We start from the raw sequence: 14,825 nt of genomic DNA on the forward strand, positions 1-14,825 counted from the left end.
ACTTGGCCTCTTCGCGAGCAAGCTCGGCTCCCACAGAATCAGAGCTCGAAACGCAGCTCCGGCCAGATCGGCGAGGTGCCGCGCTTCTGCGATTCCAGAATCGCCCGGCACAGCGAGCACAGGCGCTGATCCTGAAACACCCGGCGATCAACGCTCGACCAGCGCGGTTGCGCCGGCAGCAAGCTGCCGCACAGGGTGCGATCAGCCGAACCACCGAGTTCGAGTTGACGGGTCACCAGATGCACCCGCACTTCCTGGCAGGCGAACAGATCCAGCTGTTCGTCAGGCTCGATCAGTTGGTAGGCAAACAGGGACCAGGCAGAACGCGACATCGGGGGCTCCAGATAAGGGGGCGCCACATTAGCCGAAAGCCTGTCCTTAGAAAAGCCTCATAACAGCGGTTTTAGCGTCGGCCAGACATTTTCCAGCAACTTGCCCTGAGCCCCGGCTGCCGGGTGCAGACCATCGGCCTGCATCAGGTCCGGATGACCGCCCACACCGTCGAGGAAAAACGGTACCAGGGGGATCTTTTTATCGTCGGCGAGTTTGCCGTAGACCTCGGCGAAGGCATCGGTGTAACGCTTGCCGTAATTGGGCGGCAGTTGCATGCCGAGCAGCAGCACCTTGGCCCCGCTCTGACGCGAGCTGTCGATCATCGAGGCAAGATTTTGTTGCAATTGAGTTGGCGGCATTCCACGCAAGCCATCGTTGCCACCCAGTTCGAGGATCACCAGTTCCGGCTTATGCTCTGCAAGCAGCGCCGGCAGCCGTGCCTGGCCTCCGGCGCTGGTGTCGCCGCTGATGGAGGCATTGACCACTTTGTCGTCGAAACCCTCCTGTTTGAGCCGTTGTTCGAGCAACGACACCCATCCCAAGCGGGTATCCAGTCCGAAACCGGCGCTGATACTATCGCCAACGATCAGGACAGTACCCGCCGCTGCGTTCTGGGCCATGCACATCAAGGCCAGGCCAGCACTCAAAAACCACACACGCATCGGATTCTCCATGGGCGCAAGCATTCTCACCGCGAAGAACCTCAGCAAAGTGGTTCCCAGCGCGGAAGGTGAACTGACTATCCTGCACGAACTCAGCCTGGAACTGAACAAGGGCGACAGCCTCGCCATCGTCGGCGCGTCCGGTTCGGGCAAATCCACCCTCCTCGGCCTGCTCGCCGGCCTCGACTTGCCGAGCAGCGGCGAAGTCATCCTCGCCGGCCAGGGCCTGAGCAATCTCGACGAAGACCAGCGTGCACGCATTCGTGCCGAGCATGTCGGCTTCGTCTTCCAGTCCTTTCAGTTGCTCGATAGCCTCAACGCACTGGAAAACGTCATGCTGCCGCTGGAACTCGACGGCCGCAAAGATGCGCGTGAACGGGCCACCGAATTGCTCCAGCGCGTCGGTCTCGGCCAGCGCCTGACGCACTCGCCGCGCCAGCTCTCCGGTGGCGAGCAGCAACGTGTGGCCATTGCCCGCGCCTTCGCAGCCGAGCCTGACGTGCTGTTCGCCGATGAACCGACCGGCAACCTCGACAGCCACACCGGTGAGCGCATCAGCGATTTGCTCTTCGAATTGAACAAGGAACGCGGCACCACCCTGGTGCTGGTGACACACGACGAACGCCTGGCCCATCGCTGCCGGCGCCTGATCCGTCTTGAAGCCGGGCTGTTGGTCGCCCCTCTGGAGCCTTGATGGCACGTTTGCCGCTGTTGCGTCTGTTCAGTCTCGCCATACGCCAACTCATGCGCGATGCCCGCGCCGGGGAATTGCGCGTGTTGTTCTTCGCGCTGGTGGTGGCGGTGGCGGCGAGTACCGCCATCGGTTATTTCGGCGCCCGCCTCAACGGCGCCATGATGCTGCGCGCGACCGAATTTCTCGGTGCCGATCTGGTGCTGGAGGGCAGCTCGCCAGCCCGTGAAGAACAGATCAGGAGTGGCACCGAGCTGCGTCTGAAGCATGCGCAAGTGGTGGAATTCTCCAGCGTCATCGCCACCGACAATGGCATTCAGTTGTCGAGTATCAAAGCCGTCGACCGTGCCTATCCGTTGCGCGGCGAACTGAAGAGCGCACCCGCGCCGTTCGCCACCGAAGAAACCGGCGGTGAGCCGCAACCCGGCGAAGCCTGGGTCGAAGCGCGCCTGCTGACCGCACTGGATCTGAAAATCGGCGACAGCATCGATGTCGGCATGAAGACGTTGAAACTGGCCCGAGTACTGACGTATGAACCGGATCGCGCCGGCAACTTCTATAGCCTCACGCCGCGGGTCATGATCAACCTCGACGACCTCGCGGCCACCGGCGTGGTGCAACCCGGCAGCCGCGTGAGTTACCGCGAGCTGTGGCGCGGTGAACCGCAGGCGCTGGAAACTTATCGACAACTGATCAAACCCGGGCTCGCCGCGAATCAGCGGATTCAGGATGCCCGCGATGGCAACCGGCAGATCGGCGGTGCACTCGGTAAGGCCGAGCGCTATTTGAATATGGCCAGTCTGGTCGCCGTCTTGTTGGCCGGAGTGGCGGTGGCATTGTCGGCCAACCGTTTCGCCAGTCGCCGTTTCGACACCAGTGCCTTGCTGCGCTGTCTCGGTCTGTCGCGGCGGGAAACCATGGTGCTGTTCAGTCTGCAGTTGACTGTACTCGGGCTGTTCGCCGCACTCAGCGGTGCGCTGCTCGGCTGGCTGGCGCAACTGGGTCTGTTCGCACTGCTGCATGATTTGCTGCCAAGCGATGTTCCACCGGGCGGTGTGTTTCCTGCCATTGCCGGGATCGGCACCGGGCTGGTCGCCCTGGCCGGTTTCGCCTTGCCGCCGCTGGCCGCATTGGGTCGTGTGCCGCCGCTACGTGTATTGCGCCGCGACATGCTGCCGATTCCGTCGAGCACCTGGATGGTTTACGGCGCAGCATTAGGCGCCCTCGGCCTGATCATGTGGCGCCTGAGCCTCGATCTGCTGCTGACATTCGCCTTGCTCGGCGGTGGCGTGGTCGCCGCGTTGGTATTGGGTGGTTTGCTGCTGTTGTTGCTGCAAAGCCTGCGACGGATGCTCGCCCGCGCTTCGCTGCCATGGCGCTTGGGCCTGGGCCAGTTGCTGCGGCATCCGTTGGCAGCGGCCGGTCAGTCGCTGGCCTTCGGCCTGATTCTGCTGTCGATGGCCTTGATCGCCCTGCTGCGCGGCGAATTGCTCGACACCTGGCAAAACCAGTTGCCGAAAAACGCGCCGAACTACTTCGCCCTGAATATTCTGCCGGCAGATAAACAGGCTTTCACCGATCACCTGATAAAAGTGTCCGCGCAAGCCGCACCTCTTTATCCGGTCGTACCCGGCCGATTGATCAGCATCAACGGCGAAGCTGTGCAGCAAATCGTCAGCAAGGATTCGGCAGGCGATCGCGCTGTGCAGCGCGACTTGAGCCTGACCTGGGCGGCGGATTTGCCGGCGGGCAACAAGCTCACTGCCGGTGAGTGGTGGAAAGATCAGCCAACCGACGGTGTTCCCGGCGTATCGGTGGAAGGCAAAGTCGCCGAAAGCCTCAAGCTCAAACTCGGCGATCACATGGTGTTCAGTGTCGGCGGGGTCAACCGTGAAGCGAAGGTCACCAGCCTGCGCGAGATCAACTGGGACAACTTCCAGCCGAACTTCTTCATGATCTTCCAGCCCGGCACCTTGAAGGATCTGCCGGCGACTTACCTGACCAGCTTCTATCTGGCCCCCGGCCATGATCAGCAGATCGTCGAACTGTCGCGCGCATTCCCGGCGGTGACCATTCTTCAGGTCGAGGCCCTGCTGGAACAACTGCGCAGCATCCTCGCCCAAGTCACTTTGGCGGTCGAATATGTGTTGTTGTTTGTGTTGGCGGCGGGTATGGCCGTGCTGTTTTCCGGTTTGCAGGCAACGCTGGATGAACGTATCCGCCAAGGTGCACTGTTGCGTGCATTGGGCGCGGAGCGGCAGTTGCTGATCAAGGCGCGGCGCATCGAATTCGGCCTGCTCGGTGCAGTCAGCGGATTACTCGCCGCGATCGGCTCGGAAGTGGTGAGTCTGGTTTTGTATCGCTACGCGTTCGATCTGCCGTGGCATCCGCATCCGTGGTTGCTGGTGCTGCCGTTGATTGGCGCGGCGTTGATTGGTGGTGCTGGTGTATTTGGTACGCGTCGGGCACTCAACGCAAGTCCACTGACAGTGTTGCGTGAGGGTTGATAGACTCAAGCGGTCTTAATCAAAAGAAGTTGCCATGAGCCGTTATCGCCCTCCCCGCACCGCCGGCACCGCGCTGATCACCCCTGAAGGTGAAGCGCGGATGCGCGCCGAATTCCATGAGTTGTGGCATGTGCGCCGCCCGCAAGTGACGCAATCGGTCAGCGAGGCCGCGGCTCAGGGCGATCGTTCGGAGAACGCCGAGTACACCTATGGCAAGAAGATGCTGCGCGAGATCGACAGTCGCGTACGCTTTCTCACCAAACGTCTGGAAGCGTTGAAAGTCGTCAGTGAAAAACCCAGCGATCCGAACAAAGTCTACTTCGGCGCCTGGGTGACCATCGAGGACGAAGACGGCAAGCAATCGCGCTACCGCATCGTCGGCCCCGATGAACTGGATCTGAAACTGGGCCTGATCAGCATCGACTCGCCACTGGCCCGCGCCTTGATCGGCAAGGCGCTGGATGCTGAAGTCCGGGTGCAGACGCCGACCGGCGAGCAGTTCGTTTACATCGTCGCCATCGACTATCCGTAAAGCGAATCAGCGGCGGGTGATCAGGCCCTGCCGCGCAACGCGCACCAGTTGCTTGATCATCTCCGGCGCATCTTCAGCGCTCGGCGTCTGAATCACCGCCAGATCAAAACTGTCACTGGCAAAACGTGACAGCGACTCGCCGTCTTCAACGAACTGGATCAGGAACGCGGCAGGACCGCCACTGCGCCGTGGCCAGCCATCGAGATAACGCAGCAGCGTTGGCTGATGTTTGCCGCCAAGGAGAATTTTCGGGTTGCGCTGAGTGATATGCGCAGTGATCGGCGCGGGACGTGCTGGAGGGCGTAGTGCATTCATCGTGTCGTGTCTCTGCCTCAAAAGTCTGCATGGCAGGTGAGAGGCAACACCGAACCAGCGCTTTAGCGGTATTTCGAAGCCCTGTTCCGGCTTCTGACGGCAACTGTTGAAGTCACCTGGCGCCCCGCAAGTAGCTGTTTAAATCGGCGCATGGGCAACATCCTAGAGAACGTGACCGATCAGTGTCAAGAATCAGCCGCAACAAAAAAAGGCCCGCACAATGCGGGCCTGTTCCTTGAGCCAGAGTGCTTAACCGGCGATGGCGCGGTCCACCGAGAGCTTGCCAGCGCCTTCGATCAGGACGGCGAGGCTGCCACCGAGCAGAGCCAGGGCGAACTCGTAACCGTTGTTGGCCATAAACAGACCGTTGCTGATGTGAACGGTGAAGATCGCCACCAGCGACAGAAAGGTCAGACCCAATGCTGCCGGACGCACCAGCAGGCCAATGATCAACGCCAGGCCAGCGAAGAATTCGGTACTGCCCGCCAGCGTCGCCATCAGGTAGCCCGGGTGCAGACCGATGCTGTCCATGTACTGCGCGGTGCCCGCCAAACCGTAACCACCAAACAGACCGAAAAGTTTTTGCGAACCGTGAGCCGCAAAGATTACGCCGACAGCAATGCGCAGGATGGTCAGACCATAGCCAGCGCGGGTGAACAGTACTTTGTTGATCAGAGAGCTCATGGGGCGTTCCTTGTTTTTGCGAGAAGTTATGTGTGTTGGTTGGCCGCTATATTAATCAATAAACTTCATGTTAAAAGCGCAAATATTCCGCCATAACAATCAGTTTATTAGATCATTTCCGTGAGACGACTTTTTGCGCCCCGGGCTCCAACGACTCCCGCTCCCGGTCGAACGCCAAGTAATACTTGTTCACGCTATTAACATAGCTGACCGGCCCCATTCCTACCTGCTCCATGGCAATGCGTTCGACCTGGAAGAACCACTGATTGGGGTTCAGTCCACGCCGCCGGGCTTCAGCGCGCATGCCCTGCACGCGCTCGGGGCCGATGTTGTAGGCCGCCAACGTGAAAGCCATGCGTTCACGTTCATTGAGCTTGGGACTGTTGAAGAACTTGCGACGGATCATCGCCAGGTACTTGGCCCCGGCCTGCACATTCGCATCGAGATTCTGAATGTTGTTCACGCCGACTCGCTGAGCGGCGGACGGAGTGATCTGCATCAGCCCGGTCGGGCCACTGCCGCTGCGGGCATTGGGTTGCAGGCGTGACTCCTTAAACGCCAGTGCGGCCAGATTCAGCCAGTCCATGTTCTGCGCGTCGGCATGCTTTTGCAGGGTCGGGCGCAGTTTTTCCAGGCGCTGGCGATCAGCCTTGGCCAAGGGATAGTGGACTTGATAGAGACGACGATAGATGCGCAAAAACGCCGCATCTTCATTGGATGGCTTCTTGTAACCGCCGAGAAAGCGATCGATGCTCGCGCGTAACATCGAGGCGTCGCGGCGTACGAACCAGTACTCCTCGCCCGGTTCGCTGATTATCAGTTGCCGGTCAAAACGCAGCTTCGGCAAGATCTTGCCCCAGCGCTCGGCGATGGGTTGCTCGACGATGCTCAGGTGGAAAATGCCACCCTGAACCATCTCCAGCACGTCTTCGACCGCCAGGGACGGATCAACCCATTCGATCTTGATCGGCGCCAATTTGTGCAACGCCAGTTTCTGATTGAGCTGACTGACCGCCTCCCCCGCCGCACTGCCGGTGGGCAACGCCAGGGTTTTGCCGGAAAGCTGCTCGACCTTGGTGTAGCGCCGCTCGCCCTTGATCCCGACCAGCACCAGCGGCACATTGCTGGCAATCGGTTCGCTACTGGCGACCGCGAAGCCCGCTTGCAAATCGAGCAATTCGCCCGGCGCGACCAGATCACCCTCGCCCCGCTGCAAGGCGCCGAGCAGTTGGTCCTTGGCTTTGGGAATGATCTTGAGGGTGATTTCCTGACCATCGCGGGCATGGCCGTTGAGGTATTGCTCGAAGGCGCGCAGGCGATGGTATTCGACGCCGATGGCCTGGCCCTGGACTTCGCCGGAGCTGTTGCGGCTCTGATTGACCAGCACCCGCAACACGCGGCTGCTGCGAATCTCGGACAAGTCACGCACCTTGGCCGCCGGCACGGCTTGCAGTGGCCCGGGCAGGCGCGCGACCGCCGTCATCGGCAGTAGCAGCGAGCCACACAACAGGAGCAAAACCGAGGGACGAACCATCCACTCTCCGGAAAGAATACGGGGCGATTTCATCTTTAAAAGGTCGAAATCACCGACGAAAACAGAGCGCCATGAGCGCTGGCAACGTGCGAGAGACTGGCACAGTAATGGCACTTCTACCAAACCGGTCTGCGTCGCGGCATCAACAGACAGCTATAACTCGTTGTAGTTCTTGGCTTTTCTTATGAATCTACAGCTCTGGTATGCTTTCCGGCCTTCGGCCCGAGGTAGCAACCATGCAACTCATCGATATCGGCGTCAACCTGACCAACCCCAGTTTCGCCGACAAACATCAGGCCGTACTCGAGCGCGCCTATGCCGCGGGCGTATGCCAACTGGTGCTGACCGGCACCAGCGTCGAGGGCAGCGAGCAAGCCCTGGAGCTGTGCCAGCAACTCGATGAAAGCGGCCAGCGCCTGTTCGCCACCGCCGGTATTCATCCGCATTCGGCCAGTGACTGGAACGTTGATAGCGCACGCCATTTGCGCAGTCTGCTGCAGGAGAAAAACGTGGTAGCCGTGGGTGAATGCGGGCTGGATTTCAACCGTGATTTCTCGCCGCGCCCACAGCAGGAAAAAGTCCTTGAGGAACACTTGGCGCTAGCCGTTGAACTGCAAATGCCAGTGTTCCTGCACGAGCGTGATGCCAGCCAGCGCCTGCTGGAAATCCTCAGAGACTTCCGCGATCAATTACCCGCCGCTGTGGTGCATTGCTTCACCGGCGAGCAAAAAGCCTTGTTCAGCTATCTCGACCTGGATCTGCACATCGGCATCACCGGCTGGATCTGTGATGAGCGCCGAGGCACGCATTTGCATCCGCTGGTGAAAGAGATCAAACGCGGGCGCTTGATGCTGGAAAGTGACGCGCCTTATTTGCTGCCGCGCACGCTGCGCCCGAAGCCGAAAAACGGTCGCAATGAGCCGGCGTATCTGACTGAAGTGCTGCGTGAAGTAGCGTTGCATCGTGGCGAAACCGAGGAAGATCTGGCGGCGCACACCACCGCGTGCGCCCGCGCGTTCTACAACCTCCCCACCCTCCCCTGACACCCCAGAATTTCCTTGTGGGAGCGAGCCTGCTCGCGAAAGCGCTGGTTCAGATGGCAATGATGTTGACTGACACGCCCTCTTCGCGAGCAGGCTCACTCCTACAAGGGCGGGACCGTGCGGTCTGTTGACTCATATCAAGATCCGCAAATCTGCATAGCGGCACAATAATGGCACCTTGCCAAAACTGTTTCCGCTATCAGAGAAGACCTCCATGGGTGCCTGGCTTAGCAATATCTCGCTGAAATACAAATTCTGGGCGGTCAATGCGGTCGCCTTCGTCACCACCTTGCTGCTGGTGCTGTACGCCGTGCAGCTCGAACAACAGGCGCGCAGTCACGCATCACAGGCATCGGCGCAAGCTCAGGCGCAATTGCTCAAGGCCTGGCCGGCCGGGCAGCCATTGCCGAAAGCTGATCAAGTGCTGACCTTTAAACGCGGCGAAGCACCGCGCCTGAACGATCAACCCTTGCTGGAAATCACGGAAAGCAACGGCTGGAACGACATCAATCATATGCCGCTGTTCGGCGACAATCCGTTAATGGGCGCCGAAGTGTTCAGCCGCGCCGATGGTCAGCAGGTCGCGGTGATTGCCTATGGTCCGAGCCTGAGCCAAGTGTTCAGCGAGCGTTTCGCCAACTACGCGGTGGCAGTGTTCATCCTGATGTTCGCCATGCTGTGCGCCTCGCAACTTTTAATCCGCTTCCTGCTCAGCCAGCTCAACACCTTGAAAGACGTGATGCTCCACGTCGAGAAAAGCGGCGATCTCTCGGCCCGTGTGCCGCTGGCCGGTAAAGACGAAGTCGGGCAGATGGCCAATGCGTTTAACGCGATGCAGGCCGGTTACCAGCGCGTTGTGACGACCGTCGCCAACACCGCACGGCAACTGGATGTCGGCGCGGCACGGCTGGCGTCGAGCATGAACGAAGTGCGCCACGGCATGCTCGGCCAGCAGAGCGAAACCGATCAGGCCGCCACCGCGATCAACGAAATGACCGCCACCGTTTACCACATCGCCCAGCACGCCGGCGCCACACGCGACCTGTCGCAGGCCGCCGATGGCCTCGCCGGCAGCGGTCAGCAAGTGGTCGCGCGGGTGCAGCAGTCGATTGCCGGACTCTCCAGCGGAGTGCAGCAGACGGCCGAGATGATTCAACGGCTGGCCGAGGACAGTCAGAAGATCAACGGCGTGGTCAGCGTGATTCACAGCATTGCCGAGCAAACCAACCTGTTGGCACTGAACGCCGCCATCGAGGCGGCCCGCGCTGGGGAGATGGGCCGCGGCTTTGCCGTGGTCGCCGATGAGGTGCGCAATCTGGCCAAACGCGTGCAGACCTCGACCGACGAGATCACCACGATGGTCTCGGCCTTGCAGGCCGGCACTCGCGATGCGGTGGATTTCATGCAGGAAAGTTCGTACAAGGCCGACGACTGCGTGCAGCAAGCGCAAGAGGCCGGTGCGGCGCTGGCGGAAATCACCGGGGCGGTGGCGCAGATGCGTGAGAGCAACACGCAGATTGCCGTGGCGGCGGAGCAGCAGAGCCAGGTCGCGGAAGAGATGAACCGGGCGGTGGTGAGCATTCGTGATGTGACCGAGAACACGGTGCAGCAGACTGTGGATTCGGCGACCACGAGTAATGAACTGGCGACGTTGGCCGGGGAATTGAGCAAGGCGATCGGTCAACTGAAACTCTGACGGCCCCTTCGCGAGCAAGCTCGCTCCCACAAGGGGATTTGTGTGCGCATCGATCCAATGTGGGAGCGAGCCTGTTCGCGAAAGCGTCAGCCTCGGCAACATCGAATCTTGCGATGACGCCTATCACTTCAATAGCCAACCTTGATTCGCCGCCCTCCGTGCCCAGGCCTATTCTTCAACCATGTGTTCAACAAGGATCGAGGAGTAGAAAACATGGGCAAACGTCACCCCAACCTTCCCGCGTGGCAATGGCGCGCGTACCCGGGCAATCATCAGCACCCGACCAATCTGGTGCTGCACCTGATTGCCGTGCCGTTGTTTATCGTCGCGTTTCTGCTGATCGTCTCCGGAGTGTTCAGCCTGAGTCTGGCCAGTGTGGCCATCGGCGTGATCGGCATCATCGCGGCGCTGGGTTTGCAGCGCCACGGCCACAGCCTGGAGGCGCAAGCCTCCGAGCCGTTCAGTGATCGTAAAGATGCCGTCTCGCGTTTACTGGTCGAGCAGTTTCTGACCTTTCCGCGCTACTTTCTCAGTGGCGGCTGGTGGCGCGCCTGGCGTGAACGCCACCGTCGGCATTGAGTCAGGCGAAAATCGTAACGGTCTGGCGACTCATCGCAATCAACTCTCCTTCCGCGCTCCACAGCTTGGCGGCGACATGGCCGTAGCCGTCGGCGGCGTATTCGATATCGGCCAGATATTGGCACCAGTCCAGCGTGCTCAAATCGTGTAGCGGCTGCACGAATTCGATGGTCCAGGTCAGCGTGCTACCCGGTGCCGGCTTCTTCAGATATGGCAACAGCGCGGGCGGCCACGCGTCCACCAGGGCCAGCAGATGCGCCTCGTTGACCGGTTCTTCTTTGACATCTCCGCGTAACCGCACCCAGCCGCCCATCAGCCGCGATTGCGTGCCGGTGAACGGCATGCCGCCGACGCTCCAGCGCATCGCCAAATGACGCATGAATTCTGGGGTCACGCCTTTGATGTAAGGCAACTCCTGGCATTCGTCCCAGTGCTTCATTGATGGCGCCGGATAGGCTTCGACTGCCACCTCCGACGGCCGCGACGCACCGAAGCTGCCCTGAACGATCGTTACCACCTGACCATTCTGCATCGCCCGGCCCATGACCTGGCTGACGGCCTTGCCTTCGCGCAGTACATCGACTTCGAAACTCACCGGGACTTCAGGTTCGACAGGGCCGACAAAGGTGATCGCCAGCGAACGCACCGGGCGATCCGCCGGGACTTTCGCGCGCATGGCTTCGTATTGCAGCGCGGCCACCAGACCACCGAAACTGGCACGGCCTTGGCCCCATTCGGCAGGGATCGTCAGTTCCGGTTGGCGGCGGACCGCCTCGAGCAGATCGCTAAAGCGCATGGCAACCTCAGAAAACAAGAAAGGAATGCAGGGATCTTAACCAGACCTGCACAGCGCCGCAGCGTCTATTCCGGTCAAATGGGCTGACAGAAAGGCCTTACCGGGCTAACCGACACACACAACACCCTGTGGGAGCGAGCTTGCTCGCGAAAGCGGTGTGTCAGGTAAGAATGTACCGCCTGACAGAATGCATTCGCGAGCAAGCTCGCTCCCACAAGGGGATGTGGTGATTTCAGGATTATTTGAAACAGGCTGAACTGAGTTTTTCCAGCACGCGATCTGCCTTGCTTTCGGCTTTGATCATGGTCGCCTGCCAAGTGGCGACACAGGGCTGCAGATCCGCCTCAAGCTCAGCCTTCGCCAGCCACTGCCAGCAATCGTGCCAGTCGCCCAGCGCGCCTTGGGCAGACTTGAGGCGAGCCAGCGCCGCCTCGGGCAAGCGGTCGAGTTCGGGATAGGCCTCAATGCCGTAACGCACGCGCTTGATCAGCAAGCGCAGGCGATGGCGGTCGTGAGCGGGATCGTGCAGCGCCTCGTCGAGTTTCTGCCATTGCTTGCCCAAGCGTTTTTCGATGCGTTTGTCCAAGCCCTTGAGCAAGCCCTGACGCTGAGACGCACGCAGAAATCGCGGGAAAGCGTCGAGAATCATCAGCAGCGAAGCCACCTCGGCGCTCGCCGCCAGCGCCGGATAAGCCTCGGCCATTTGCGCCATGCGCCGTTGCGCCGCTGCCGGTTGATCATGCGCAAGCAGATAAGCCGCCAGCACCTCGCGATCACGCCACGGCGTGGTCAATTGGCCGACCGCCGAAGCGGCATCTTCCAGTTGTTCGACACCGGGCAGACCGCGCAATGGCCGCAACAGACTGCGCAAGCGCCGCACCGTGGTGCGCAGATCATGTAGCGCCTCGGGGTCGGTCCGTGCAGTGAGCCGTGCCTGACAGGCCAGCAGGCGCACTTCCAGACTCAGGACATGAGCCACCAACCGGTCAACCAACGCAGACATCACTTGCTCCTGATTCAAATGGCTTCAAGGTTCATTTTGCCGCTCAGTCAAAGCAGCGTCCTTGCTTCACGTCAGCAGCTTAGCGGCCGGCGCGGGATTCGCGAATGTAGAAACGCGCCTTCTCGGCTTTTTTGCTGCAACCTTCGAAACCCTCGAATTGCTGCTGGGTCTTCGCGGCGGTCAGCAGCGACAACGCTTTGGAGTAGCTGACGGTACCGGCAAAGCCTTCGGCCTTGGCCAGATCCAGCTCATGCCAGGCCGCGTCGAGCTGGCTGCCGCAGCTGTCGCGGTAAGCGGTTTTACCGGCGCAACCGGCCAATGCCAGAGCCATCAACGGCACACAGATCCAGGCTTTCATCACTCACACCTCAAATAGGTCAACAGTCGTGCAGGTAAGACGGCCGGGCTACGAAAAAGTGCCTTGCCGGCGGGTGAAACCGCGCAACTGAGAAGGATAGCGCTGAAGGGCCATGCAGCAGCGAAAAAACGACGTCACCGGCGCACTCAACGACTTCGGCGATTGAGCCTGCCCGGCGATGGGTGCATTGTGGAACCTTGTCGGGAGGACGCTGGATGAAAAAAAAACGTGTCGCGCTGGTACTGGGCTCCGGTGGCGCCCGGGGCTATGCCCATATCGGGGTCATTGAAGAGATCGAGAAACGCGGTTACGAAATCGCCTGCATTGCGGGGTGTTCGATGGGCGCCGTGGTCGGTGGGATCTATGCCGCCGGCAAACTCGACGTCTACAAGAACTGGATCGAAAGTCTCGACTATCTGGATGTGCTGCGCCTGGTCGACGTGAGTTTTCGCCTCGGCGCGATTCGCGGCGAAAAGGTCTTCGGGCAGATCCGCAAGATCGTCGGCGAGGTCAACATCGAAGATTTGCGCATCCCCTACACCGCCGTCGCCGCCGACCTCACCAACCAGCAGGAAATCTGGTTTCAGGAAGGCTGCCTGCATCAGGCGATGCGCGCCTCGGCGGCGATTCCCAGCCTGTTCACCCCGGTGATGCAAGGCAATCGCATGCTGGTCGACGGCGGCATTCTCAACCCGTTGCCGATCGTGCCAGTGGTGTCGAGCCACTGCGATCTGATCATTGCGGTCAATCTCAATTCGACCAATCAGCGTCACTACAAACTGCCGGTGATCCAGCGCCCTGCCGCTTTTCGCTCACGCTTCGACAGCCTGATCAGTTCGCTGGGGTCGAAGATGCCATTCCGCCGTACACAGGCCGAGCAATTGTTGCGGCTCGAACAGGAAGCACTGCGCGCCGAAGCGGCGGACATCAATCCCTGGCTGGACGGCGCCGAGCCGGAGAGCCAGCAACCGGCAGCCGCGCCCGAGCGTGAAGGCGCACCGAAATCGGCGACCGGTTCATTCATCATCGATAACGTCGGACCGGCCTCGTTGCTGGACTTGATCAACCAGAGTTTCGAGGTCATGCAGACCTCGCTGGCGCAGTACAAGATTGCCGGGTATCCGCCGGATATCCTGATCAATGTGCCGAAGCGGGTGTGCCGGTTTTTCGAGTTTTACAAGGCGCCGGAGTTGATCGCATTGGGGCGCGAGATTGCCCGGGATACGCTGGATCGGTATGACAGTGAGCAGGGATGACTGGCTAAAATTCTTCATTGAATTTGAGGACCTCTTCGCGAGCAAGCTCGCTCCCACATTTGGAATGCATGCCCCTGTGGGAGCGAGCTTGCTCGCGAAAGCGCCAGATCGGCCAATACAAAACTACAGGCTGTTCTCACTCAACAGCCGATAGCCAACCCCGGCCTCGGTCACGATAAACCGCGGCCGCGTCGGATCATCCGCCAGCTTCTGGCGCAAATGCCCCACCACAATCCGCAGATAATGGCTGTCCTCGGTGTGCGTCGGCCCCCAGATATCCTTGAGCAATTGTTGCTGGGTAATCACCCGCCCCGGATGCCGTGCCAGTTGCGCCAGCACCGCGTATTCCTTGCGGGTCAGCGCCACTTCGACACCGTCGAGCAACACCCGCCGATAAGCCAGATCCACGGTCAGCGGGCCGAAGCTCAGCGCCGCCTGCTGCGCCTCCCCTGCCGGAGCCTGGCGCAACAAGGCGCGGACTCGGGCGAGAAACTCCTGAATGCCAAACGGCTTGGTCACGTAGTCATTGGCGCCGCCATCCAGCGCCTGGACTTTCTGCCCTTCGCTCGCGCGCACCGACAGCACCAGCACCGGCGCCGTCGCCCACTCGCGAAACTCGCGCAGCACTTGCTGGCCATCCATGTCCGGCAGGCCTAAATCGAGCACCAGCAGGTCCGGTTTGTTCAGCGCCGCTTGCGCCAAACCCTCGGCACCGTTGCCGGCCTCGAGCACTTTATAGCCCTGTGAGGTAAGGCTGATGCGCAGGAACTTACGGATCTGCGGTTCGTCGTCGATGACCAAAATGGTCGTGGTCTGGCTCATGAATTCACATCAAC

The 14,825-nt window shown here is 60.6% G+C and carries 16 protein-coding genes; 7 read left to right on the forward strand and 9 right to left on the reverse strand.

Translation table 11 applies throughout. The features are described from left to right. Positions 1-38: 38 nt before the first annotated feature. The gene (locus AB4N74_RS15170) at positions 39-332 is read right to left on the reverse strand and encodes a hypothetical protein (RefSeq protein ID WP_007908575.1); all 294 of its coding nucleotides are present in this window, start codon (positions 330-332) and stop codon (positions 39-41) included. 57 nt (positions 333-389) lie between these two features. Continuing rightward, complete coding sequence (locus AB4N74_RS15175) at positions 390-995, reverse strand: arylesterase (protein ID WP_016985507.1); 606 nt, start codon at positions 993-995, stop codon at positions 390-392. 10 nt (positions 996-1,005) lie between these two features. Between AB4N74_RS15175 and AB4N74_RS15180 the strand changes: the two genes are divergently transcribed. Genes AB4N74_RS15180 through greB form a run of 3 tightly spaced genes read left to right on the forward strand, consistent with a single transcriptional unit; the run spans position 1,006 to position 4,725 of the window. Then, on the forward strand, positions 1,006-1,689 hold the full coding sequence (locus AB4N74_RS15180; RefSeq protein WP_007908572.1) for an ABC transporter ATP-binding protein: 684 nt from the start codon (positions 1,006-1,008) through the stop codon (positions 1,687-1,689). Then, complete coding sequence (locus AB4N74_RS15185) at positions 1,689-4,193, forward strand: ABC transporter permease (RefSeq protein ID WP_460096517.1); 2,505 nt, start codon at positions 1,689-1,691, stop codon at positions 4,191-4,193. The genes AB4N74_RS15180 and AB4N74_RS15185 overlap by 1 nt, the downstream gene beginning before the upstream one ends. Before the next feature lie 34 nt (positions 4,194-4,227). Continuing rightward, entirely contained in the window at positions 4,228-4,725 is a 498-nt protein-coding gene (gene greB / locus AB4N74_RS15190; protein WP_003226818.1) for a transcription elongation factor GreB, read from the forward strand. A gap of 6 nt (positions 4,726-4,731) precedes the next feature. Here greB and AB4N74_RS15195 read toward each other — a convergent pair whose 3' ends face one another. The 3 genes from AB4N74_RS15195 to AB4N74_RS15205 form a co-directional block, all read right to left on the reverse strand. After that, positions 4,732-5,040 (reverse strand): hypothetical protein, encoded by a 309-nt coding sequence (locus AB4N74_RS15195; protein WP_093435191.1) that lies wholly within the window; start codon positions 5,038-5,040, stop codon positions 4,732-4,734. Between the two features lie 249 nt (positions 5,041-5,289). Further along, a complete protein-coding gene (locus tag AB4N74_RS15200; protein ID WP_460096519.1) occupies positions 5,290-5,724 on the reverse strand; it encodes a DoxX family protein in 435 nt (144 codons plus the stop codon). 112 nt (positions 5,725-5,836) lie between these two features. Next, positions 5,837-7,258, reverse strand: coding sequence for an MltF family protein (locus AB4N74_RS15205; protein WP_460096521.1), 1,422 nt, complete (start codon positions 7,256-7,258; stop codon positions 5,837-5,839). A 236-nt stretch (positions 7,259-7,494) separates the two neighbouring features. Between AB4N74_RS15205 and AB4N74_RS15210 the strand changes: the two genes are divergently transcribed. From AB4N74_RS15210 to AB4N74_RS15220, 3 genes are all read left to right on the forward strand, one after another. Next, positions 7,495-8,301 (forward strand): TatD family hydrolase, encoded by an 807-nt coding sequence (locus AB4N74_RS15210; protein WP_460096523.1) that lies wholly within the window; start codon positions 7,495-7,497, stop codon positions 8,299-8,301. Between the two features lie 214 nt (positions 8,302-8,515). Beyond that, complete coding sequence (locus AB4N74_RS15215) at positions 8,516-9,997, forward strand: methyl-accepting chemotaxis protein (RefSeq protein ID WP_093435197.1); 1,482 nt, start codon at positions 8,516-8,518, stop codon at positions 9,995-9,997. A 213-nt stretch (positions 9,998-10,210) separates the two neighbouring features. Next, positions 10,211-10,576, forward strand: coding sequence for a DUF962 domain-containing protein (locus AB4N74_RS15220; RefSeq protein ID WP_093435199.1), 366 nt, complete (start codon positions 10,211-10,213; stop codon positions 10,574-10,576). A 1-nt stretch (position 10,577) separates the two neighbouring features. Here the strand turns inward: AB4N74_RS15220 and AB4N74_RS15225 are convergent, their stop codons facing one another. From AB4N74_RS15225 to AB4N74_RS15235, 3 genes are all read right to left on the reverse strand, one after another. Continuing rightward, positions 10,578-11,372, reverse strand: coding sequence for an acyl-CoA thioesterase (locus AB4N74_RS15225; protein WP_064120268.1), 795 nt, complete (start codon positions 11,370-11,372; stop codon positions 10,578-10,580). A gap of 238 nt (positions 11,373-11,610) precedes the next feature. Then, positions 11,611-12,375, reverse strand: a complete 765-nt coding sequence (locus AB4N74_RS15230; RefSeq protein ID WP_093435205.1) for a CHAD domain-containing protein — start codon at positions 12,373-12,375, stop codon at positions 11,611-11,613. A 79-nt stretch (positions 12,376-12,454) separates the two neighbouring features. Continuing rightward, the gene (locus tag AB4N74_RS15235; protein ID WP_007908543.1) at positions 12,455-12,733 is read right to left on the reverse strand and encodes a hypothetical protein; all 279 of its coding nucleotides are present in this window, start codon (positions 12,731-12,733) and stop codon (positions 12,455-12,457) included. A gap of 215 nt (positions 12,734-12,948) precedes the next feature. Between AB4N74_RS15235 and AB4N74_RS15240 the strand changes: the two genes are divergently transcribed. Beyond that, entirely contained in the window at positions 12,949-13,989 is a 1,041-nt protein-coding gene (locus tag AB4N74_RS15240) for a patatin-like phospholipase family protein (RefSeq protein WP_093435209.1), read from the forward strand. A 123-nt stretch (positions 13,990-14,112) separates the two neighbouring features. Here AB4N74_RS15240 and AB4N74_RS15245 read toward each other — a convergent pair whose 3' ends face one another. Next, complete coding sequence (locus AB4N74_RS15245) at positions 14,113-14,811, reverse strand: response regulator (RefSeq protein WP_093435212.1); 699 nt, start codon at positions 14,809-14,811, stop codon at positions 14,113-14,115. Between the last annotated feature and the right edge of the window lie 14 nt (positions 14,812-14,825).

Source organism: Pseudomonas sp. H3_C08, from assembly GCF_054669455.1.